The organism is Flavobacterium xanthum, assembly GCF_900142695.1.
GTDB classification, from domain to species: domain Bacteria; phylum Bacteroidota; class Bacteroidia; order Flavobacteriales; family Flavobacteriaceae; genus Flavobacterium; species Flavobacterium xanthum.
Genome location: NZ_FRBU01000049.1, coordinates 1 through 22,860, shown reverse-complemented (window position 1 = coordinate 22,860; position 22,860 = coordinate 1). Strand labels below are relative to the sequence as shown.

General features: G+C 35.6%; 15 protein-coding genes and 1 pseudogene. 2 read left to right on the top strand and 14 right to left on the bottom strand.

What is annotated here, in order from left to right:
- Positions 1-52: 52 nt before the first annotated feature.
- The 8 genes and pseudogenes from BUC11_RS14770 to BUC11_RS14735 form a co-directional block, all read right to left on the bottom strand.
- On the bottom strand, positions 53-553 hold the full coding sequence (locus tag BUC11_RS14770; RefSeq protein ID WP_073355299.1) for an OsmC family protein: 501 nt from the start codon (positions 551-553) through the stop codon (positions 53-55).
- A gap of 347 nt (positions 554-900) precedes the next feature.
- On the bottom strand, positions 901-1,758 hold the full coding sequence (locus tag BUC11_RS14765) for a HipA domain-containing protein (RefSeq protein WP_245793921.1): 858 nt from the start codon (positions 1,756-1,758) through the stop codon (positions 901-903).
- A 58-nt stretch (positions 1,759-1,816) separates the two neighbouring features.
- Entirely contained in the window at positions 1,817-2,131 is a 315-nt protein-coding gene (locus BUC11_RS14760) for a HipA N-terminal domain-containing protein (protein ID WP_073355296.1), read from the bottom strand.
- 2 nt (positions 2,132-2,133) lie between these two features.
- The gene (locus BUC11_RS14755; protein WP_073355303.1) at positions 2,134-2,343 is read right to left on the bottom strand and encodes a helix-turn-helix domain-containing protein; all 210 of its coding nucleotides are present in this window, start codon (positions 2,341-2,343) and stop codon (positions 2,134-2,136) included.
- 755 nt (positions 2,344-3,098) lie between these two features.
- A pseudogene (locus BUC11_RS14750) lies at positions 3,099-3,755 on the bottom strand (IS3 family transposase); the annotation flags it as partial.
- Positions 3,756-4,057: 302 nt separating this feature from the next.
- On the bottom strand, positions 4,058-4,216 hold the full coding sequence (locus BUC11_RS17015; RefSeq protein ID WP_175547764.1) for a hypothetical protein: 159 nt from the start codon (positions 4,214-4,216) through the stop codon (positions 4,058-4,060).
- 168 nt (positions 4,217-4,384) lie between these two features.
- Positions 4,385-5,779 carry an exonuclease domain-containing protein gene (locus BUC11_RS14740; protein ID WP_073355295.1) on the bottom strand — a complete coding sequence of 465 codons (1,395 nt, stop codon included), beginning with the start codon at positions 5,777-5,779 and terminating at the stop codon, positions 4,385-4,387.
- A 205-nt stretch (positions 5,780-5,984) separates the two neighbouring features.
- Positions 5,985-6,761: an XRE family transcriptional regulator gene (locus BUC11_RS14735; protein ID WP_073355293.1), complete on the bottom strand. Its 777-nt coding sequence runs from the start codon at positions 6,759-6,761 to the stop codon at positions 5,985-5,987.
- A gap of 84 nt (positions 6,762-6,845) precedes the next feature.
- Here BUC11_RS14735 and dinB point away from each other — a divergent pair, with 84 nt between their 5' ends.
- Together dinB and BUC11_RS14725 are read left to right on the top strand one after the other, a co-directional pair.
- Positions 6,846-8,027, top strand: a complete 1,182-nt coding sequence (gene dinB / locus BUC11_RS14730) for a DNA polymerase IV (protein WP_073355292.1) — start codon at positions 6,846-6,848, stop codon at positions 8,025-8,027.
- A gap of 265 nt (positions 8,028-8,292) precedes the next feature.
- Complete coding sequence (locus BUC11_RS14725) at positions 8,293-11,355, top strand: DNA polymerase III subunit alpha (RefSeq protein WP_073355290.1); 3,063 nt, start codon at positions 8,293-8,295, stop codon at positions 11,353-11,355.
- Between the two features lie 256 nt (positions 11,356-11,611).
- On the opposite strand, the gene BUC11_RS14720 is transcribed toward BUC11_RS14725, so the two are convergent.
- From BUC11_RS14720 to BUC11_RS14695, 6 genes are all read right to left on the bottom strand, one after another.
- Complete coding sequence (locus BUC11_RS14720; protein ID WP_073355289.1) at positions 11,612-13,903, bottom strand: DNA topoisomerase 3; 2,292 nt, start codon at positions 13,901-13,903, stop codon at positions 11,612-11,614.
- A 240-nt stretch (positions 13,904-14,143) separates the two neighbouring features.
- Complete coding sequence (locus tag BUC11_RS14715; protein ID WP_073355288.1) at positions 14,144-15,715, bottom strand: calcineurin-like phosphoesterase C-terminal domain-containing protein; 1,572 nt, start codon at positions 15,713-15,715, stop codon at positions 14,144-14,146.
- Positions 15,716-15,737: 22 nt separating this feature from the next.
- Positions 15,738-17,168, bottom strand: a complete 1,431-nt coding sequence (locus tag BUC11_RS14710; RefSeq protein WP_073355302.1) for a SusD/RagB family nutrient-binding outer membrane lipoprotein — start codon at positions 17,166-17,168, stop codon at positions 15,738-15,740.
- A 14-nt stretch (positions 17,169-17,182) separates the two neighbouring features.
- A complete protein-coding gene (locus BUC11_RS14705) occupies positions 17,183-20,629 on the bottom strand; it encodes a SusC/RagA family TonB-linked outer membrane protein (RefSeq protein ID WP_073355286.1) in 3,447 nt (1,148 codons plus the stop codon).
- Positions 20,630-20,691: 62 nt separating this feature from the next.
- Positions 20,692-21,645: a FecR family protein gene (locus tag BUC11_RS14700; protein WP_073355284.1), complete on the bottom strand. Its 954-nt coding sequence runs from the start codon at positions 21,643-21,645 to the stop codon at positions 20,692-20,694.
- A gap of 91 nt (positions 21,646-21,736) precedes the next feature.
- Positions 21,737-22,321 carry an RNA polymerase sigma factor gene (locus BUC11_RS14695; protein ID WP_073355283.1) on the bottom strand — a complete coding sequence of 195 codons (585 nt, stop codon included), beginning with the start codon at positions 22,319-22,321 and terminating at the stop codon, positions 21,737-21,739.
- Between the last annotated feature and the right edge of the window lie 539 nt (positions 22,322-22,860).

The following is a 22,860-nucleotide window of genomic DNA, read 5'->3' as shown; positions in this document are numbered from 1 at the left end:
GTTATTTCCGATTTTAGCCTAGAAAATAGAAATGAAAACTTAAAAAACTATCTTAAGTTTCTAAAAAAGTTGCATCGCGAATAGGTCGCAGCATACAACTTGGTTCATGAAGAATTGGAAAACTACAGGAGTTAGCAATAAAACAAAGTTCGTTTGCTTTTTTATGTAAACGTAGTGCTTCGGCTATTTTTTCTTTTTGTTTTATGATCACTTTTGGATACAAGCGCACTTCAATGAAGCGTCCGCTACCGTTATCTAAAACTTCAAGCGTTGCCTCAGCCGCATCAGTATAAGACAGCACTTCGATTCCGTTTTGAGAACAAACATATAAATAGGACATCATGTGGCAGGAAACGATACTGCTCAATAATAAATCTTCAGGATTATACAAAGTTGAATCTCCTTTGAATGCTTTAGCAGCCGAAACATTTAAAATAGGCTTCCCTGCTATAGTAATGCTATGGCTTTTACTAGACTTTTTAGAAGTTGGACCCTGCTCACTTTTAACTAAAAACCAGTCCAATTTTGCTTTGAATATATGTTTAAAACTCATTTTTTTATTTTTATTCCAAAAGTAATCAAATCAACGATTTCTTTCGCATGAGATTGAAATAGTACTTTAGATTAAAAAACACTGTAAATATTAGCAGTGAACTGTTGGCAAACAAAACGGCAAATAACCTGCTATTGGACAAATTAACTATTCTTTATGTTCCCCACGCTGGCGCGAGCATCACGAGCGGGACGCTTGCGCTAGAGCGGAGAATTAATTGTGCGATTGTAATCCCATTCACTTCACAAAAAACCTCTTAATCAATTTATTGTGAGGTTTTAGTTTATCTGTTGCGCTTATAACTTGAACTTACATTTTATGGTAAACCGTAGAAAAAAAATAATTATTTAAAATCTCTTCATCCTATTATCCAAAACCTTGAGATACTTCTCTTTCATAGTGTCAGACAGAAAAGACACTTCTACAAGTTCAATCCATTTAGGAAGGCTATTATTCATATCAGATAAAATAGTGGTAACCGTTTTATCATTAAGTCCTAAGTGTTCTTTTGCGTAATACTCAATTATTTCCGCTGATTTGAAATTGCTTTTTTTACCTTTTAGAGATAGTGCTAATTCTTCCTGCGGATTTTTAATGGAAATAGAAGAATTTAAAAAGTCATAAACTGGGGTCAAAGTTGTTTTTCCCGCTCTTGAAATTACTGAAAAGTTCTTTAAATGCATATCTTCATTACCCGTTATAAAACAGAATAAAACTCGTTTGAAGAAATCTGCTTTCTCAATAGCGGGAAAAGTACAATATTTGTCAATTACTTTGACTAACTTTTCCATAGTATAATCATACTTCGTATCTCTTGAGCTTCCTGTTAATTGTGCAAAATCTTCGGTTGCATATTTTTTTCCTTTGCTGTATCTGTCAAATCGTTTGATAAAATAAGAAAGGCTACCATCTTTTGAATAAACCAATCCATGAAGAGGCACATCAAGCCCGTATACTTTTGCCATTTTCATGGTTACATCCTCATTTTCGGGTAGTTCAGGAAAAATGTCATTTTGAGGTTTTATAATATAATTACCAAACTGATCTACAATTTCAAATTGTTGATTCACAACTGAAATAATAGCACTTAATTTGGGTTGCACTCCTTGAATAGACAATTTCTTGGCACGGTTAGCTGCTTCTTGTCTTTGTTCAGCTGCAGTAAATGGTAAATCATGTAATGTAGTAAGTTTTGGAGCAATCATCCGAAGTCCCTTTTCACTATATTTTTCAGTGCCACATAGTTCGTAAGTTATTGGACATCTATTCATCTTTCCATTCCTTTACTGTTACCGCTCCTACCAAGTCATTTCCCGTTGCAATTAATTGTGTGAAATAATCATTTTTGTCAATTTTACCGATTTTTAAAAGCCCTTCCAGCATAATTCCTTCTGGCAATAATCCTTCAAAAAATGAGGGAAATTTGGCAAATGAATATGTTTTAGTTTTTAATGGCATTGTCAATGATACAGGTTCTCCCTCATAGGTGTCATTATAGATAAATTCATACCCACCTGTACTATCCTCACTCAATATTCCTGCTCTTTTATTGTGAACAAATATGATTGCTTTTTTCATAATTATTTATTGATTGGACTTTTAAATTGTACGTCAATATTTAATACATGTAGAACTGATAAAAGATTGATCCAACTAACCGTTTCTTTATTTTTTTCAATATCAAAAACGGTAGTCTTCCCTACTCCTGCCAGATTAGCCAATTCTAATTGCGTCAAACCTGCTTGTTTACGATGCTCTTTTATGAAGAGACCTAAATTAAAATTATTCATTTTTACCGCTTTAACAGTAAAAATAAACAAATATCCTATAAACTACAAGTAATTAAAATAAAACTACTAATTTTTACTGCTATAGCGGTAATTATTATACGAATAACAGTTAATAGGCTTAAAAAAGGAGCGAAATAAAGCTATTTTACTGCTATATCGGTAATTTAAGGGATCTATTATCTATTGCTTTTTCCTTTAAGTTCTATGAAATAAAATGCTTGGAATAATCTATCATAATTTCTATATCCATATCGAGCAAAACCTTCTATAGCTTAATAAATATCCCTATTAAATTCAGATTCATAAGTGCATAAAATAACAGTTTTAGAGTTTTTACATTCACATCTTTTGTACAAAATTTTTTGCCCCCTATAAAACAAGAGTACTATTCTAAATTTCGATTTATAATTAATTTATTCATTATCAAATAATTAAAAGAAAACATACTGATTACTATGGGAGTTTGATTGAAAACATTGGACATTTTAAATTACTATCGAACACCAATGTGACAAATTCCCTTTTTTGTTTACTTTTTTATTACTGCTATATGGAGTAGATTCCTGTTTGTCCTTAATTTTTCAGTAAAGTGCTTTTCTAAATTTAAGGGTAACTTGGAGTATACTGCGACCCATTCACGAAGCAACTTTTTCAAAAACTTAAGATAGTTTTTTAGTTTAATTTTCCAGTTACTTGGCTCAAATCGGAGATAACTTTTTGGCCCATTTAAAAGGTCAAAAAAAGTTATTCTGATTTTATGCCACTTGTTTTTTATGATACATTTCGCTCGGCGTTTTATAATCTAATGATTGATGAAAACGCTCGTTATTATAAAATATAAAATATTTTTTTAATCCATTATATAATTCTAAAGTGCTAACGTAGGCCTGCAAATATACATTTTCATATTTTACTGTGCGCCACAGTCTTTCGATAAAAATATTATCAATAGCACGTCCTTTTCCATCCATTGATATTTTTATATCATTGTTTATCAATAATGTAGTATGCACTAAACTAGTGTACTGACTCCCTTGATCGGTGTTAAATATTTCTGGTTTACCATGTTTATCTATTGCCTCTTGAAGTACTCCTGTGCACCATTCGGCTGTCATAGTGTTACTTATATCCCAGCTTAAAACGTAGCGCAAGTGCAAATCAATTATTGCACATAAATATATAAAACCTTTATCCATAAGGATATATGTAATGTCGGTAGCCCAAACTTGATTCCTTTGTGTTATCTCTAAACCTTTGAGTAAATACGGGTACTTTTTATATTCTTTCACAGCAATTGTCGTGCGTGGTTCTCTGTAAATCGTCTGCCAGTTTACCAATTTCATTAAGCGTCGAACTCGCTTTTCATTAACCTCAAAGCCATGGCGTTCAAACCAAACAGTCATCTTGCGATAGCCATAAAAAGAAGTTACATGATATTATTTTTTTAACAATTACATCAATGATAGGTTTTCAGAACCTTCACCTTTTGGTGAAAAATAAAAAGAATTCCGATTGATATTCAACAATATACACTGTTTAGATAGACTTAAATTTTCTTCCAAATCTACCATGTTCTTTCTCTCAATCAACGGCATTATCTCAATTTTTTTTTTAGAAAGTCATTCTCTAAAGTCAGTTGTCCAATTCTTGCAAAAAGCTTCTCAGTTGCAATTTCTTCTTTTTTTGCTACTGCTTTTTCTGGATTGAAAACTGCCTATATATTCTTAATCGCCTCGGCTTTCCAGATTGAAATTTGGGTGGGTAAAAGCTCATATTTCTTAGCTAAAACCTCCAATGTTTCTGTCTCTCTTAATACTTCTAAAACAACTTTTGCTTTAAAATCCTTCCCAAATACTCTTCTTGTTCTTGACATAATTCTGCTAATTTAAGGTTTTTAATCCTATCTTAATTTAAAGCAAAAAATTGTACGTTTTTCGGGGAGCAGCATAGAGTGATAAGGAAAACCACGAAATTCTTTTTGGCAGTATTAAGTTATTATCTTTTAGTATTGCTATAAGTTGTTGTTTACCAATTTTTACGATTACTCAAACGCCACAAAATTATCATCCCTTTTCTGAATATGAACGGTTCGAGGATGTTTTTGCGCAAAAGAAAAGATGAGTTGCATGATGTACTGGTTCGTTTTATAAGGCGTCATGTATTCTTTGACTTGAGATGGATCAGTAATTACTAGGTCTGAATCCAGATAACCCATACCAAAAAAATGTCCGTTTTCGACCCAAATGCAACTGCGTTCATCCGTTGTTCTTCCTTTGTCAATAATCGCAAAACTGGGTCTGCTATTCAAATAAAAATCAATTGCTGCTTGAATTGTATCGTTATGTACCTCTATTTCAGGTAAGGCTGCCGTATCATTTTGAGTTGTAAAAACCCCATCGGACATGCTACCGTATTTGCAAAACCTTTGATCAATTTCAAATTGTTTGGCTAATTCTTGAAGTAAATTTATTCCTGCGTAAATGGTATCAAAAGTTTCCAGACAATTTTGATTTTTAGCCAGTTTTCCTATTGCCAAGTAGCGGTATCCATTTCTTGCTTCGTACTCAAACAATCCAAATTTTGGTTCAAAACGTTTCAATGCTTTATTGTGATCGGGCCATAATTGTTTTATTTCACTGCATTCGAGTAATAATGCCATCAATTCGGTACCGCAAACTTCGTGCGTAATAGAATAGATATCCCGCAAGAAAAGTTGTCGTTGCGGTGTAATGTTATGTCCTCCAAAATGCGATGCTACTCGCTTTTTTAAGTTAACCGCTTTGCCTATGTAAACCACTTTTTTATGTTCATCATAAAAATAATACACGCCTGGTTTATCTGGTAATTGATCAAAATCTTCTCGAGGTAAATTGGGCGGTAATTGCTGCTCTTGGGATGTTTTTTTAATCATGACATCCATTACTTTTTCAGAATCCCACTCTAATAATCGACTGAACAAAATGGCAGTTGCATCAGCATCACCTCCAGCACGGTGACGGTTCTCTAAATCGATGTCTAAGGAGCTACAAAGTCTTCCCAAACTGTACGATGGTAATCCTGGCTTAATTTTTCGCGCTGCTCGTACGGTACATAATTTTTTTGCAGTCCACTTTAATCCGGCTCTTTCTAGTTCATGACGAACAAAGGAATAGTCAAAATTCACGTTGTGAGCCACAAATACTCGATCGGACAAAAGCTCAAAAACTTGATCTGAAATTAAATCAAAAACAGGAGCTTCACGTACCATTTCATTGGTAATACCTGTCAATGCAAAAATAGCGTCGGGGATGTGTTTTTGAGGATTAACTAAAGTCTCCCATCGGTCGATTACTTTTTCGCCATCGTGAATGACAATCGCTATTTCAGTAATGCGGCTGTGTGTGGCATTGCCGCCTGTGGTTTCAATATCTACTATTGCGTATTCTTGTTTTTTCATTTTTTATAATAAGGAAGGCTTCTCGACTGCGCTCGAAGTGACAGTATTTTAATTGAAATTGAATTATAACTTTTATCTTGAGTAATGCTTCTCGACTGCGCTTGAAGTGACAGTATTTTGATTGAGATTGAAATATAACTTTTATCTTGAGTAATGCTTCTCGACTGCGCTCGAAGTGACACTATCAATCTCAAATATTTAGTTGTTAATTCGTTAAACCAATGCTGTTTTTTACCTCAGCTAGATCTTTCTTTAATTCAACAAACATGTTTTTGATCGTATCACTTTCCAGCGCTTCTGTCCGTTTGTCGCTTCTGGCAATGCTGCACTGGTATTCCCAAATTTCAAGAATATGGGACGCTTTGACTTCGTATGGTGGATAGAAATAATTATCTGATGCTAGTACCAAGGCATTTTTGTTGTTTTTATTGAGTCGTTTGTATACCATTCCTTCACTTCTGGTAATGAAAATATACGTTTTCCCATCTAAAACTTCACCCAAACCTTCTACGTAACGTCCCACAATAATATCGCCATCTTGATGCGGTGGCATCGAATCCCCTTCGACAGGGAAGCCACGGTATTTGCCCACGCCTAAAAACGGTAAGGATATTTGTTGCAATTGTTCGATATATTCGGGATCGGCATAGCCATTTAAGTATCCTGCTTTCACTTTTTGGGTTACTACTTCAATGCGGTTTTCGCCCATTTGATCTACTTGAATGGGTAAAATGAGTCGGTTATTTTCGAGTTTTAACAAATCAGTGACCTCAATTTTCCGAACATCAACAGACAGTAATAAATCAATACTGATTTGGTAATATTGCCCTATTTTCTTGAGAATTTCATAAGGTGCTTCCGAAGTTCCATCTTCGTACTTTACATAGCGACCCCTAGTAATCATAAGGCTTTCGGCTACTTTTTCCTGTGAGATTTTGTGTTTTACACGCAAGGCTCTGATATTGTCTGAAAATAAGGACATACTGAATTTGTTATAATTTGGAACAACAAATATACTAAAAAATGTTAGTATCTGTGCTAATTTTGTCCTCTAAAAAGAAATGAAATGGCACGTGCAATTGTACATATGGATTTGGATACTTTTTTTGTTTCCTGCGAACGCTTGAACAACTCGAAACTGGAAGGGATTCCGTTGATTATTGGCGGTGGTGATCGGGGTGTTGTGGCTTCCTGTTCGTATGAAGCGCGGCGTTTTGGAGTCCGTTCGGCAATGCCCACTTCGATGGCGCTTAAACTTTGTCCGCAAGCCAAAGTAATCAAAGGCGATATGGAACGCTACTCGCAATTGTCGCACACCGTCACCGAAGTGATTCAGGAAAAAGCACCTATCATGGAAAAGGCGAGTATCGATGAATTTTACCTGGATATCACCGGCATGGATCGTTTTTATGGTTGTTACCAATGGACGAATGAATTGGCCGATCGGGTAGTAAAAGAAACCGGATTACCCATCAGTTTTGCTTTGTCGATTAACAAAACCGTTTCTAAAATTGGCACGGGCGAAGGCAAACCCAAAGGACATTTGGACATCCCCGAAGATCAAGTGCGTACTTTTTTGAATCCGTTATCGATTCAGAAAATCCCCATGGTGGGCGATGTGACGTTTCAAACTTTATCCCGAATCGGTATTCGAACCATACAAACTCTCTCCGAAATGCCTGCCGAAGTCTTGCAGCGCATGATTGGTAAAAATGGTGTCGAGATTTGGAAAAAAGCCAATGGTATCGATAATAACCCAGTAGAACCGTACACGGAACGCAAGTCGATTGCCACCGAACACACTTTTGTACAAGACACTATTGATATTGCGCACCTCAAATCAATTTTGTGCGGTATGGTTGAAAAACTAGCGTTTCAATTGCGTTCCGAAGAGTGGTTGACCTCAACAGTCGTCGTGAAAATCAGGTATGCTAATTTTGATACGGAAACCAAGCAATGCAAGATTGCCTACACCTCAGCGGATCATTTGCTTACGCAAAAAGTACTCAGCCTCTTTGATGTGCTGTACCAACGCCGAATGCGGTTGCGTTTGGTGGGTGTTCGTTTTAGCGGTTTGGTTCGGGGTACTTATCAGATAGATCTTTTTGAAGATACGCAAGAAATGCTCTCGCTTTATGCCGCTATGGATAAAATGAAAAGCCGCTATGGTTTTGATGCGGTAATGCGTTGTGCTGGTGCCGCTATGAAGCCTAATAGGAAGGATGTTATTTTGAAACGGGTGAAGTGAGGATTGATTCGTAAGAAGTGAGAAGTTCTCGACTCCGCTCGAACTGACCTATTTGTTTAATATTCAAATCGTTGGGTGTGATTAAAAAAATTCGTCAGTTCGAGTGTTTTTTGTGAAGTAAAACGGAACAAAAAATGTATCGAGAACCATTTTAATAAATTTTTCTTGTTATCGATACACTTTTATTTCCGATGATTCGGGAGAAAAGTAGTCAACTTGGCGAAAAATTATCAATAAAAATTAATTATTAAAATTTAGCACTACTATGTATTTAAATTGCCATTCCTATCATTCGTTGCGTTACGGCACGATTCCACTGGACGACCTGATTGATAAAGCAGTTCGCTCTGGGGTTACGGCTATGGCACTCACGGATATTAATACGGTGACGGGGATTTACGATTTTATAACGGCGTGCAAAAATGTAGCCATTAAACCTTTGGTAGGCATCGATTTTCGTTCGGGAAATGACTTTCGGTATATCGGTCTAGCCAAAAATACTAGCGGACTCGCGGCCATGAATCGGTTTTTGACCCATCATAATTTTAAGGAAATTCCTTTGCCAAAAGTAGCGCCCGAATTTGAATCGGTTGTGATTATTTACGCTTTCGCCAATGCGCCAACGGAATTAAAATCCAACGAATACATTGGTATTCGCCCCGAAGAAGTAGGGAAACTTTTTGGATATAAAGGCAGTCTTGATAAAATGGTGATGCTGCAACCGGTTACTTTTCGAACCAAAAAAGAATACCAACTTCATAAAATTTTACGCGCGATTGATAACAATATTTTGTTGTCTAAACTCGGCGATTCGGATATCGCTACGCCTTATGAAGTGATGGTTTCAGAAGAGCGTTTGCTTGCTGCCTACAAAGAGTATCCGCAAATTATAGCCAATACGCAAGCCGTTATAGACAGTTGCGATTTTCAATTTGATTTTGAATCGCCCAAAAACAAAAAATACTACACTACTTCTCAGGAAAGTGATATTGCGTTGTTGACCACTTTAGCCCATCAAGGGATGCACTGGCGGTACGGAAAAGATCATGCAGCCGCTTTGGCTAGAGTCCAAAAAGAATTGAAAGTGATAGATGAGTTGCAGTTTAGCGGCTATTTTTTAATCACTTGGGACATTATCAGGTACAGCAATAGCCGTGGTTTTTTACATATTGGTAGAGGAAGTGGAGCCAACTCAATCATCGCGTATTGTTTGGGAATTACGGATATCTGCCCGATAGAACTCGATTTGTATTTTGAGCGTTTTCTGAATGAAAATCGCAAAAGTCCGCCCGACTTTGATATTGACTGGAGTTGGCAAGAACGCGATGTCATTTTAGAATATATTTTCAACCGATATGGGTATGAAAATGTAGCTTTTTGTGGTACCAATGTCGAATTCAAGTACCGATCCATCTTCAGGGAAGTAGGCAAAGTTTTTGGTTTACCCAAAGAAGAACTGGATCATTTAGCCAAAAACCCGATGCGGTTACAACAAAGCAATAGCGTGGTTATAGAAGTGCAGGAATACGGTATGTTATTAGAAAAATACCCTAACCAACGCAGCATGCATTCTTGTGGAATCATCATTTCCGAAGAACCCATCACGAATTACACGCCTTTAGAAATGCCCCCAAAAGGTTTTCCCATCGTGCTTTTCGACATGCACGTAGCCGAGTCTATTGGTTTCGAGAAGTTTGATATTCTGAGTCAACGTGGTATTGGTCATATCGATGATACGGTAAAACTGGTCGCTAAAAACAGAGGCATTCGGATTAATATTCGGGATACGAGTATTTCTAAAAATGAAGCCAAAGCCAATACGTATTTAGCTAAAGGCAATACAATAGGCTGTTTTTATATCGAAAGTCCAGCTATGCGCGGTTTGTTGCGTCGTTTGAAATGTGATAACTATAAAACTTTGGTAGCCGCTTCCTCTATCATTCGGCCAGGTGTTGCGAAATCTGGAATGATGAAAGAATATATTTTCAGGCACAACCATCCCAATCAATTTGAGTATTTCCATAAAGTTTTCGAAGAACAATTAGGCGAAACCTACGGCATTATGGTTTATCAGGAAGATGTGATTAAAATTGCATTGCATTTTGGAGGACTACCCGCTGCTGATGGTGATATTTTGCGCAGAGCGATGAGTGGCAAAGGGCGTTCCTTGGCTGCATTACAGAAAGTGAAAGATGATTTTTTTGCGAGTTGCGCTAAACAAGGACATACCGAAACACTCAGTCAAGAAATTTACCGACAGATCGAATCCTTTGCAGGCTATTCGTTTTGTAAAGCACATTCGGCCTCGTACGCGGTAGAAAGTTACCAGAGTTTGTATCTAAAAGTGTATTATCCCATTGAGTTTATGGTGGCGGTCATCAACAACCAAGGTGGTTTTTATAGGACCGAAGTCTATGTGCATGAAGCGAGAATGGCGGGTGCAAGCATACACAATCCGTGTGTGAATAAAAGTGAATTTACGACTACTTTATATGGTGAAGCTGTTTATTTAGGATTTATGCATTTGCAAGGATTGCCCGTAAAACTAGCGGAAGCAATCGTGAAAGAACGAGAACGTAATGGCGACTATTTTTCTTTAGAGGATTTTTGCAATCGGGTTACAATTGGTTTAGAAAGTCTTAAACTATTAATTTTTATAGGCGCTTTTAGGGAAACGGGCAAAACCAAAAATCAACTGTTGATCTTGGCGAGTTTACTGTTTCATTCGGCTCCATCCGATCATCAAATGTTGTTGTTGCAGGAATCGGTAAAGGAATATCAATTGCCTCAATTAGAACGTTCCCGATTTGAAGATGCTTTTGATGAAATCGAATTGTTGGGCTTTCCGATTTCGTTTACGCCTTTCGATTTGTTGCAAAGCACGTTTAGAGGTGATGTTATGGCGCAACATTTACTGCAACATCACAAAAAGCAAGTTCGAATGTTGGCCTATCTGATTTCGAGAAAACAAGTTCCCACGATTAGAGGCACGATGTATTTTGGTACTTGGGTCGATTTTGAAGGCACTTATTTTGATACGACCCACTTTCCGGATAATTTACTGCAGTATCCCTTTCAAGGTGGCGGATGTTACTTGCTCTTGGGCACGGTCGAAGTCGATTACCACTTCCCTACTCTAACCATTCTCAAAATGGCCAAGATGCCCTTTGTACCTGACCCGAGATATTCGGATGCTAAAGATCATCAGTTCTTAACCCAACAACGTATGAAAGAAGATGTGAGTAGCACCAGTAGAGCGCCTTATCCTAGCGCGCATGAAATTAATTTACCGAGGTATAAAATGGGCAATGATGTAAAGGAAGTATAATCTCTAAAACAACTCCATAATAAAGCAACTTCGGTAGTTATTTTAGATTTTATTTTATTTGGTAAAGCTATTCTTTAGTGCTTTTAGTTCTCATCTTAGCAGGAAGAAAACCTCATCAACAGCAAGAAATTAGGCACTTAAAGAATTTTGATTTGGAAAATTTAAATTGGAAATTGCAACTTAATAAAAACCAGAAATTAAGGAAAAAACAGTACTATTAAAACACAAAACAAGTATTACAAATCCTTAATTGGTATTAAACACTTTCGTTTAAAATAGTATAAACTAGTTCTTTAGTAGGTTTTTTATTTTTCAATTTTTCTCTAACCACATCAAAAGTCACTTTGAAATCACAGCCCGATTTATAGTGGCTACATCCATAAGCCGTTTTTCCTTTAATAACCGTTCCACTTTGGCATTTTGGACAGGTTAATTCGTCTGGTATGGCTTTCGCCAAAGCTTTCTTAGGTTCTAATTTGAGTTGGAAATTTTCGTCAAAACGTAGCAAACCCTCTACAACGCCGGCATTCGTTTTAAAGTCTTTCAAATTTACAGTAGATCCTTTTTGTAGTAATCGCAAATATTGATTCTCGGATATTTTTTTCTCTGCAAAACTATACGGCAATAAAAACGTACAACCCGCTTTGTAATCGCCACATCCATAGGCCGATTTTCCTTTGATGAGCGTTGCAATTTTACATTTTGGACAAGTTGCTGCTAAAATTCCCGCTAATTTCTTTTGCTCTATTTTAACGACTTCTTTTTGGACACTACTGGCATGCGAAATATTGGCACGCGTGGTTTCACTTCGTACTTCATAGACTAAAGCTTCTACCATACGTTTCATGTTGTTGATAAATCCAGCAGCGCTATACGTACCTTTCTCAATATCTTTCAATTGCTTTTCCCAAGAACCCGTCAACTCAGCTGATTTTACTAAATCATTTTGAATGGTATCAATCAGTCTAATCCCTGTTGGCGTTGGCAATACCTGTTTTTTATTTCTAACAATATATTGGCGTTTAAAAAGCGTCTCAATAATATTAGCGCGTGTTGATGGTCGTCCTATTCCATTTTCTTTCATCAATTCGCGTAAATCTTCATCATCTACTTGTTTTCCTGCCGTTTCCATGGCACGTAGCAAGGTTGCTTCTGTAAACTGATTGGGTGGTTTGGTTTCCTTTTCTAAAAACGACGGCTGGTGCGGTCCCTTTTCGCCTTCAACAAAACTTGGCAAAAGATCGGCTTCTTTTTCTTTTGCATTCGGATCTTCAAAAACAACACGCCATCCTTTTTTTAAGATTTCTTTTCCTGTAGTTTTAAAAGCTACATCGGCTGCTTTTCCTATTACGGTGGTATTGGCTACCAAACAATCATCATAAAAAACGGCAATGAACCGTTTAGTAATAATATCATAAACCTGTTGCTGATTGTATTGTAAATTAGTTTGAATCCCCGTTGGAATAATCGCATGGTGATCCGTTACTTTTTTATCGTTAAAAACTTTAGTAGATTTTATAATCTTTTTTCCTAATAGCGGTTCCGTTAACGCAGAATAATTGGTTAGCTTTTGAAGAATACCAGCTACTTTTGGGTACACATCATTGGGTAAAAAAGTAGTATCGACTCTGGGGTACGTGACAACTTTTTGCTCGTACAAAGTTTGAGCAATTTTCAACGTTTCATCTGCAGTAAACCCAAACTTAGTATTGCAATACACTTGTAAACCCGTTAAATCAAAAAGTTTTGGAGCAAATTCATTTCCTTTCTTTTTTTCGATAGAGACAATTTCAAAATCGCTTTCCTTGACTTTATTGGCTAAAATCTCTCCGTCTTCCTTTTTTAAAAAACGTCCTTCTTCATAACTAAAAAGCGTCTCTCTATATAAAGTCTGCAGCTCCCAATACGGTTGCGGTTTAAAATTTTCAATTTCCTTAAAACGATCCACTACCATAGCTAATGTAGGGGTTTGTACCCTTCCAATAGACAATACCTGCTTGTACCCGCCATGTTTTACGGTGTACAAACGGGTCGCATTCATACCCAATAACCAGTCGCCAATGGCTCTAGAAAATCCCGCATAGTACAAATTATCATAGTTGGATGATGGCTTTAAGTTTTCAAAACCCTCCCTGATTGCTTCGGTAGTTAATGAAGAAATCCATAAGCGTTTCACTTCGCCTTTATAATTGGCTTCATTCATCACCCATCGCTGTATCAATTCTCCTTCTTGACCTGCATCCCCACAGTTGATGACCAACTCTGCTTTGTCAAATAAACTTTTTATAATTTTAAATTGCTTTTGAATACCGGAATTCTCCACTACTTTAGTTTCAAATTTTTCGGGAAGCATAGGTAAATTATTCAAATCCCAACTTTTCCAATGCGGTTTATAATCATTTGGTTCTTTTAAGGTGCATAAATGACCAAAAGTATACGTCACAACATAGCCGTTGCCTTCGTAATACCCGTCATGTTTGGTATTAGCTCCTAATACGGATGCGATTTCGCGTGCTACACTTGGTTTTTCGGCAATACAGACCTTCATTATATACTACTAATTTGAAGCCGCAAATTAGGAATTTATATGTTGGGAATAAAAAGGAATCGTCAGGAGTTATGAACGAGCTTCAAAAATAGAGTGCGACATTGCGTTAAATAATAAAAGAATGACAAAATCATAATTAATTGATAGCAGGACGACAGTTCTGAAACTGATTTGTATAAAAAAAGGCTTACCTAGATTAAAATCATCGGTAAGCCAAGCCAATAAAAACTGATTACAGTTTTATTTTTTATTTTCTAAGCGGTAAGAAGTTCCTCCACTATGTATTTTTCCAAATTGATCTATTGCTTTTATTTCAACTTGATGTTCTCCAATTTCTAGATTAGTTTGGATTTTCCCTCTCCAAAGATGTTTACTTTCGATAGGGTTTGACGAGCGCCTTCCTGGAATTAATTCTTCGATAAGATCCCATTCATAAACGTCAATTGCATAAGCAGGATCAATTTCTTCAACATACTCCAAGGCGATCCATTGGCCTTGGTCGATACGATAGTGTAAGCTGTCATTTTTACTTCCCATAAAGAAATTCACATAAATACCAGATTTAGTAGAACGTCCTTTTTCAATAACTTTTGGAGCAAAAACTTCCATTTGATAGGTTTTGGGTTTGCCCGCTACTTTATAATCGATGTTGTATTGATTTCCTTTAAAATTAATAAAAGCATATCCTTTAGGTGTTCCATCACGCATGGTTGAAACCGGAACGCCTTGCTGATTGAGTTTCCCTGAATACCAATCTCCAGAGGTCGTTCCTACATTATAATGATGATGTGGTTTTTCCTGTAGCCAGCCTTCCTTTTTGCCAAAGTAATCCTGACGTTGAATATGGGTATGGGCCGACAAAGAAAGTGTATTTGGAAAATCTTTTAAAAGTCTAAATAACTGATCCCGGTCAGCATCTCTGAACGAATCACCTTCGGTTTCGCTTAAAGGAATGTGAAAAGCTAAGACTATTAAATGATCTTTTGGAACAAGTTTCAAATCGTTTTCAATAAATTGTAGTTGGTTTGCTGTGAAACCGCCCCAATATCCTTTTTGATTTCTTGGGTCAGGATAAAGCACATTATCTAATATGATAAAATGTACTTTTCCGTAATTGAAGGTATAGTTGGCTGGGCCAAAATGTGCTTCATAAGTCTCATCGGCCATTTCATTTGATGTGGCATCAAAATTAAGATCATGATTCCCCAGTAAATTATACCACGGAATTCCTGCTGCTTTTACCGCTTTTATATATGGATTAAATAGAGCAAGGTCATTTCCAACTAAGTCACCTAAACTTAAGCCGAACGGAACATTTTTTATACCTGCAACTTCGGTTACAATACCTTTCGCAAAAAAATCGACTTCCGCTTGAGTATATGGTTGTGGATCACCAAAAATTAAGGCTGTAAATGCATCATTTTCTTGTTGCGGAATTAATCCGAAATTAACTGATTTTGGCAGTTTTCCTGTTGGATCGACCCCTTTATATTTTAATTTTGGAGAACCATTAGGCTTGTGATTGTAAAAAAACTGTGGAAGATTATTTTCATCAACACCCACTTTATAATTCGCTGGTTTTATTACAGCTATAATGGCATCATCGTTAATAGGTAGATTGTATTTGCCATCTTTATTCGTGAGGACAACGTCAAGGCCATTAGTTACGGCCACATTAGAAATTCCTTTTTCATTGCGATCCATTTTATTATTCTTATTGTGGTCCTCAAAAACAAAGCCCTCAACATTAGTTTGTGCCATAAAAGGAATGGAGAAAAGAAGGGCACAAAAGGGTAAAAATACTTTTTTCATGATTTTTTATTTTAATTAAGATTTATTTATCCCACCAAACTTTAGTGTTAACATCATCTGTACCTAAGATTTCGACAGCTTTAAGATAATTTTGTTGGTTGTTAATTTGAATGCTGGTTGGATAGAAAAAACGGGATGGCATTATTGCATTATTTTCCATCGCAGTAGTTTTTGGAAGTATCGGAAACCCGGTTCTTCGGTATTCAAACCATTGTTGGTAATCAATAAAATATAGTGCGTAATATTTTTGAAGCATTATTCTTTCCAAAGTACCATCATAAGTTGCCAGTTGACTATCAAAATAAGTTGTTGTAATGGTAACTCCTAATTGTTCCATTGCAGCTTGAACTCCTTTTTTATAATGTAATTCAGCCTCCGTTGTGAATCCTCTTTGAGCAGTTTCGGCTTTTATAAATTCTACCTCTGCATAAGTCAACAAGAAAATATTCATTGGATTGGTGATTTGAGCTGAATTAAACGTCGAAGCATTGTAAGCAAATTGAGATTCGGCGCCAACATAAGCGCTGGGAATTCCTTTATATCCTATCGAAACAGTATTCATATCTGTTGCAACACCAGCAATAATTGGCCTTCTAGGATCTGACATAGTATTTAAGTTGTCAATAAAAAAAGAGGCTATTTTGACATTTAAGCTAAAATCCTGAGGTCTTCCCCAAGGTGAAACATTAGGGGTAACTCCTGTAACTTTCAAAATTGCAGATTCAGCGGTATTTTCAAAAACAGGATACAGTATTGGATTTTGAATCATGGTTGCTAATTTTTGAAAAGCATTGGTTTCTGAACGATTGGATATTCGCAACAACAAGCGCATCTGAAGCGAATTAGTGAATTTTCTCCATTTTTTAACATCATTTTGAAAGAGAATATCACTGGCATAAACCATTGGAGAACTAGTTTTATAAAGCGTATTGGCTCTCTCTAAATCTGCTAAAATAGTTTTGTATATCTGCTCCTGAGAATCAAATGCAGGATAGAGATTGCCTTCTTCCCCGCTTACCGCCTCGGTCATGGGTACTGGTCCAAAAATATCTGTTAAATTGGCATAAACCCAAGCATTTAAAGTCAAGGCAATCGCTTCATAATTAGGATCTTCTGCTCGAATGGCGGCTATTTTCATTTCTTTAATGTTATTGAGCCATTTGTAATAATTATTCCAAGACGAAGCACCAATTTCTTGACTTAAATCATAGCGATGTAAGCCACCAGAAACACTTGGAAACGGCAGTGAAACTTGCATTAAATTAAAAGTCACACTTGCACTTCGGTTGGCATTGTGTGTGGCCAAACCATAAATTATAGGATTAATTAAAGTTCCTGGACTTATTTCAGCAATCCGATTTGGATCCTCATTGAGTTCACTAAAATCGCCTGTACAGCCCATATTTAGCAGTATCATTGCTAAAATTGCAGTAAAAATTTTTATCTTTTTCATCATTAAATAGGAGTTTAGAAATTCACTTTTAAATTAAAACCATAACTGGCTGGAGAAGGCATTTGCCCTATTTCGATACCTGGTAAAAGAGTATCTCCATTTAAGGCTGCGGTTTCAGGATCAAAAACAGGGAAATCAGAAACAACAGCCAAGTCTCTTCCAAAAATGGCAAAATCTAAACTTGTAATACCACTGTTTTTCAACCAGTATGAAGAGAATTTGTATTGTAGACTTACTTCTCTCAATTTCACGAAAGAGGCATCAAAAGAATTAGATTCGACGTTCGCTCTGCGATAATAACGACTATACCAGTCTGGTGTTAGCGCTTCTTTCGTATTAGGAGAATATGTATTGTCTGGATTTAAAACAACACCTTCGCCTATAATTACACCTTCATCACGGCCTTTCATTGTTGACATTATTTTTCCCATTTCGGTTAGTTTATGATGGGTTTGCGAATAAACTATTCCTCCGAGTTGACCGTCAAGCATAACATTTAAGCTTAAATTTCCAAATTTAAAGCTGTTGTATAATCCTGCTTTCCAATTGGCATTTGCATCACCTATATATTGAATTTCATCTGGATAAGCTGGCAAACCTGCATTATCATATACGATTTGTCCATCTGGAGATCTTACAAAACCATACCCGTAAAGTGCTGTAGTTGTTCCACCCACTTTAGCAATTAAAGAAGCTGATCCTGCTGATCCTATGGTTTGTTGACCCTGAATTCCCTCGGCAAGTTCCATGACGCGATTCCAGTTTTTAGACCAAGTTAAAGTTGAAGACCATTTAAATTTAGTAAGATCTATAATTTTACCCGTAAGAGTTAATTCCATCCCACGGTTTCGCACTTCGCCGGAATTCATAATCCCTGAACTGTATCCAGTGGTTATGTCTAAGGGCACCGCGATAATCTGATTTTTAGTTGTAGACTGATAAACAGTTGCGTCAAAATTAATACGGTTTTTGAATAATCGACCTTCAAAGCCCGTTTCAAAACTAGTCGTTATTTCCGGTTTAAAGGTGGCATTAAATAAGGTAGATGGAGCTACTGCTGAACTCGCAAAGGCAGATTGATCGTAATATTTACTGGTTCTGTAAGGATCCGTGTCATTGCCAACCTGAGCTAGGGATAATCGGTATTTTAAATACTCAAAAGATTTTGGAAAATGGAAAATATCAGAAATAATGAAACTAGTATTCAGCGAAGGGTAAAAGAAAGAATTGTTTTGTACTGGTAAAGTACTGGACCAATCATTTCTTCCTGTGAGATCCAAAAAAACCTGATCTTTAAAAGATAAGGAAAGAATTCCATACAGACTGTTTACTTTTTTATAACTGTCATTTACACTTACAATTGGATTACTGACACCATTTGACAATTTATAAACATTGGGAACCACTAATCCTTCAACTTCAGCATCCATCCTCTGGTATTTATAACTCATTGCATTTCCCCCAGCTGAAACCGAAAGAGAAAAATGATCCGACAGCTTGTTTTTATAGTTCAATAAAAAATCAGAATTTACTTCCTGCATGAACACATCTTGGGCTCTAAAAAACCCTTTTACATAGCGATTGATACTGTACGGTCTTTTTTGTTCCCGATCCTGATGATAGGTATTTAAAGCGGTTCTAAGTAAAAGATCTAAATTAGGAGTCAACTGGATAGTAGCATTCAAATTTCCTACTATTTGATTGCTCGCTAATGAATTAGTAGCTTCATTAGCAATAAGATAAGGATTATCAATATAACTACTAAAAGGCTGAAGTTGCTGAATCTGGGTTTTTCCTTTTTCCCAAATAGGTTTGTACCAATTAAGATCAGCATTTGGGTTTTGAAAAATTGTAAAGTAAGCAATAGATCCGTTGTTATATCCAGTACTTGGTAAATTATCACTCGATCTGTTGTTGTAATTAATTACCGAAGCAATTTTGATTCTATCAGAAATTTTATAGTCTGCATTTACTGAAGCTGTAATTCTTTCAAATCCAGTATTAGGCATAATCCATTCATTTTTAGAATGACCAACTGACATTCGCATGGATCCATTTTTATCACCACCCTGAAGCGTAATATTATTGTTTATAGTAATTCCAGTACGCCAGAAATCTTTAATATTATTTTTATAGGGTTGCCAAAGTGTCCTTTCAGTCCCTTGCATTTCTGTTTTTGGATCATATTGAAAATAATATTGACCTTCAAATTTGGGACCCCAAGCGCTACTAGTAGAACCCGTATTACTTCCATCTACTGAACTACCGTAGGAATAATAAGGTTTTTTATTTTTATCAAATGATTTGCCAGTGCCTTGTCCATATTCATATTGATAATCCGGCCAACGTTGAATAACATCAAAAGTGACTCCTGAGTTGTAGGTAATACCAAGCCCTTTACTTGTTTTACCAGATTTTGTAGTAATGATTAATGCTCCATTTGCGGCACGACTTCCGTAAAGTGCTGTTGCTCCGGGGCCTTTTAACACCGTTACACTTTCGATATCATCCATATTCAGGTCTGAAATACCGTTACCAAAATCTACGGGAGAATCATTACCCATGTAAGCACTACTAGAACCTGAACTGGTTATTTTACTATTCATAGGGACACCATCCACTACAATTAAAGCATTATTACCATTTGGATTTAGGGAATTACTTCCTCTCAATGTTATTTGTTGGGAGTTTAAAGGGCCAGAACCGGATGAAACAAAATTTAAACCGGCTACTTTTCCTTTTAATCCCGAAGACCAATTGTTAGGAGCGGTCTGAGCTAGGTTATCACCGCTAATTGTTTGCTGTGAAAAACCCAATTGTTTTTCCTGTCTTTTAATTCCTAAAGCCGTAACGACTACTTCACTAAGAATATTTAAATTTTCAATTAATGTAATTTGTTGAAAATTACCATTTTTTAGTGAAATTTCCTTGGTGTCATAACCAATGTATGAAACTGATAAAACAGCTAGAGGATTAGAGATGATAAGATTAAAATTCCCATCAAAATCTGTAGTTGTACTATTCGTTGTTCCTTTTTCAAGAACTGTCGCTCCAGGTAATGACAAACCATTAACATCACTCACTTTCCCATTAATTACTTGCTGAGTGAGAGCAGGCTTAGTTACTGAAATTATATTATTAATTTTATGAAATTTAAAACCTGTTTTACGGGTTATCTTGTTTAAAATTACGTCCAAAGTTTCTTTGTTTACCACTAAAGTTAAACGCTGTGTTGAAGATGAAATTTTTTCGTCAAAAAGGAAAGTACACTTCGTTTTCTTTTCTATCATGTCAAAAACTTCTGTGATTTTAACTTCTCTTACATCAAGAGATAAATTTTCTACCTCTTCACCAGAAATAAATGAGGCTGCATTAACGCCTGAAAATAAAAAGAGGCAACTTAACAGATAAATGTATTTTGTTAATTTCAAGGGAATCAGAAATTGGTTTTTAAAATTCATTGCAATATTTTTTTAATATTTTTCGTATATTCAAAGAGTAACCCTCTTATTTGGTATTATTTTTAGTTTTGAATGTCGTTCTTGTTTTTTTCTCTTATATAAATTTGGTTTTGGGTTATAAATTCTATTTCAAGTTGTTTTACTACTGCGATACTTTGCAAAATATTATTTAAATTTTCTTTTTTGAATTTTCCAGTGATTCGAAGTTCTCGCAAATCATGAGAATCAAAAATTATAGAAACATTAAATTTATTTTCTAAAGTTTCTGCGGCTTCACCTAAGGTTGAATTTGTGAAGATTAAAGTATTTTTGGTCCAAGCCAAAAAATCTTCATTTGTAGCAAATGACTGCACGGGAAGCATTGATTTTGAGAATTTAAGTTGCTGATTTTTGGTAAGAATAAATTTCCAATGGGTATTTTCTGTCGAATTCACTTCTACTATTCCGGTGAGAACCTTTATTTGGTTAGACTGATTTTTATAGGCTTTAATCGTAAAAGACGTTCCTACTACTTTAGTTTCAAACTGTTCTGATTTGACAATAAAAGGACGATTAGGATTTTTTACTACTTTAAAATAAGCTTCCCCACTAAGGATTATATTTCTATTGGTTTTAAAGTCCGAGGAATAACTTAGGCTACTATTTGCATTTAATAGTATTTGGCTACCGTCAGGCAAAAGGAGTGTTTTTTGTTCCCCTTTAGCAGTACTTTGAATTATTGTTCGATGATTTTGCCCTGGATTGAATAAGAATACCATTCCAATTAGGGCAATTCCAATTGCTGCGATTGTAGCTGTTTTAAAATATAAAGCGCGAAGTACTCCTTTTGGTTTACTTATTTTAGCATTAATACGATCGAGTATTACCTTCCTTTTTTCTTCTGTAAAGAGGATAGTAGTATTTTCTTCCTCTTCTATCCGTTTTTGAAAAAAGATTTCTACTGCTTCTTTTTCGGATAAAGAACATTTATTTTGAGCGTATTTTTGAGCTAATGATATGAAGTCTTCTTTTTGCAAAATGGATCTTTTACTATAAGTCCCATTTAAAGCTCATTTTACGTAGTAGAAAATCGAGTCTTAAAGATTTGTTAACTTGGGTTTATTTGGGTTAACATTGCAGCAACATTCCTGTAATAAATACCGAGAATTGGTATGGATCGATAGATTTTTTAAGCAACCTTAAGCCATCGCTAATATGTTTTTCTACAGTGCGTACGGATATATTTAGCCTCAAGGCAATTTCAATATTGGTGTAATTCTCTAATCGACTTAAAATTATTACTTCCTGACTTCTGGGAGGAAGTTTTTTTATTTCTCGAAATACATTAGCTTCAAATTCTTTATAAACTAAATGTTTATCTGATCTAGAAGGATTTGGAATGTTTTCGAGTATTTCAAGATGCCTGTTATCAAACTTCAAATCCCGTATGTGGTTCGCAACTTTGTTTTTTACAGCTCTAAGCAAATAGCCTTCTAAATTCGTAATAGATGTACTTTTCGATTTTTCCCAAAGACTAATAAAAATCTCTTGAACAATATCTTCGCAAATAGCCTCTTCTTTATAAATTTTAAAAGCGTAGGAATACAATCTTTTCCAATACCGATCGAACAGTATTTCAAAAGCCACTTGGTCTTGGATTTCTAACCGTTTTTGCAGCTCCAGATCCGATAATTTTAAAAGTGTTGTTTTCATTATTTTGTAGTTGCAACAAATGAAACCTATTTTAAGTTGCTTGAGGTCAAAAAGAGTTTAAGCTAAGGTTAACGAATGTCAATAATTTTTTGTTAGAGCAGTAACACAATCTTGGAATGAATTAGATTTTCATGTACGTAAAAAATGGAACCCTTCTCTAAAAATCCATGTCCTATCCCTTTATACTTAATAAGAGAAGTAAAATAAACCTACTAGAAAAGTTGCTTTACACCTCATTATCACACTAATCAATAAATAGTTACAGAAAATCAATCAGTAAAGTAATATAATTTCTAATACTTGTTAACCAAATGGTTAAACCATTTAATTAAATAAGATGACCAAATAAAAATTAGAAAATACGGAAATAGAAATATTAAATGCCGCCAAAGAAATATTTCAACAAAAAGAATGGATGGAGCTAGAATGCAAGAAATTGCAGATTATGCTGCTCCCCAAAAAACGTACAACTTTTTGTGTGAATTTAAGATAGGATTAAAAACCTTAAATTAGCAGAATTATGTCAAGAACAAGAAGAG

Excerpts from the sequence above, each read along its gene's own strand:
- BUC11_RS14770 (WP_073355299.1), bottom strand. The coding sequence starts at position 553 with ATGAGTTTTAAACATATATTCAAAGCAAAATTGGACTGGTTTTTAGTT.
- BUC11_RS14765 (WP_245793921.1), bottom strand. The coding sequence starts at position 1,758 with ATGATTGCTCCAAAACTTACTACATTACATGATTTACCATTTACTGCA.
- BUC11_RS14760 (WP_073355296.1), bottom strand. The coding sequence starts at position 2,131 with ATGAAAAAAGCAATCATATTTGTTCACAATAAAAGAGCAGGAATATTG.
- BUC11_RS14755 (WP_073355303.1), bottom strand. The coding sequence starts at position 2,343 with ATGAATAATTTTAATTTAGGTCTCTTCATAAAAGAGCATCGTAAACAA.
- BUC11_RS17015 (WP_175547764.1), bottom strand. The coding sequence starts at position 4,216 with ATGTCAAGAACAAGAAGAGTATTTGGGAAGGATTTTAAAGCAAAAGTT.
- BUC11_RS14740 (WP_073355295.1), bottom strand. The coding sequence starts at position 5,779 with ATGAAAAAACAAGAATACGCAATAGTAGATATTGAAACCACAGGCGGC.
- BUC11_RS14735 (WP_073355293.1), bottom strand. The coding sequence starts at position 6,761 with ATGTCCTTATTTTCAGACAATATCAGAGCCTTGCGTGTAAAACACAAA.
- dinB (WP_073355292.1), top strand. The coding sequence starts at position 6,846 with ATGGCACGTGCAATTGTACATATGGATTTGGATACTTTTTTTGTTTCC.
- BUC11_RS14725 (WP_073355290.1), top strand. The coding sequence starts at position 8,293 with ATGTATTTAAATTGCCATTCCTATCATTCGTTGCGTTACGGCACGATT.
- BUC11_RS14720 (WP_073355289.1), bottom strand. The coding sequence starts at position 13,903 with ATGAAGGTCTGTATTGCCGAAAAACCAAGTGTAGCACGCGAAATCGCA.
- BUC11_RS14715 (WP_073355288.1), bottom strand. The coding sequence starts at position 15,715 with ATGAAAAAAGTATTTTTACCCTTTTGTGCCCTTCTTTTCTCCATTCCT.
- BUC11_RS14710 (WP_073355302.1), bottom strand. The coding sequence starts at position 17,168 with ATGAAAAAGATAAAAATTTTTACTGCAATTTTAGCAATGATACTGCTA.
- BUC11_RS14705 (WP_073355286.1), bottom strand. The coding sequence starts at position 20,629 with ATGAATTTTAAAAACCAATTTCTGATTCCCTTGAAATTAACAAAATAC.
- BUC11_RS14695 (WP_073355283.1), bottom strand. The coding sequence starts at position 22,321 with ATGAAAACAACACTTTTAAAATTATCGGATCTGGAGCTGCAAAAACGG.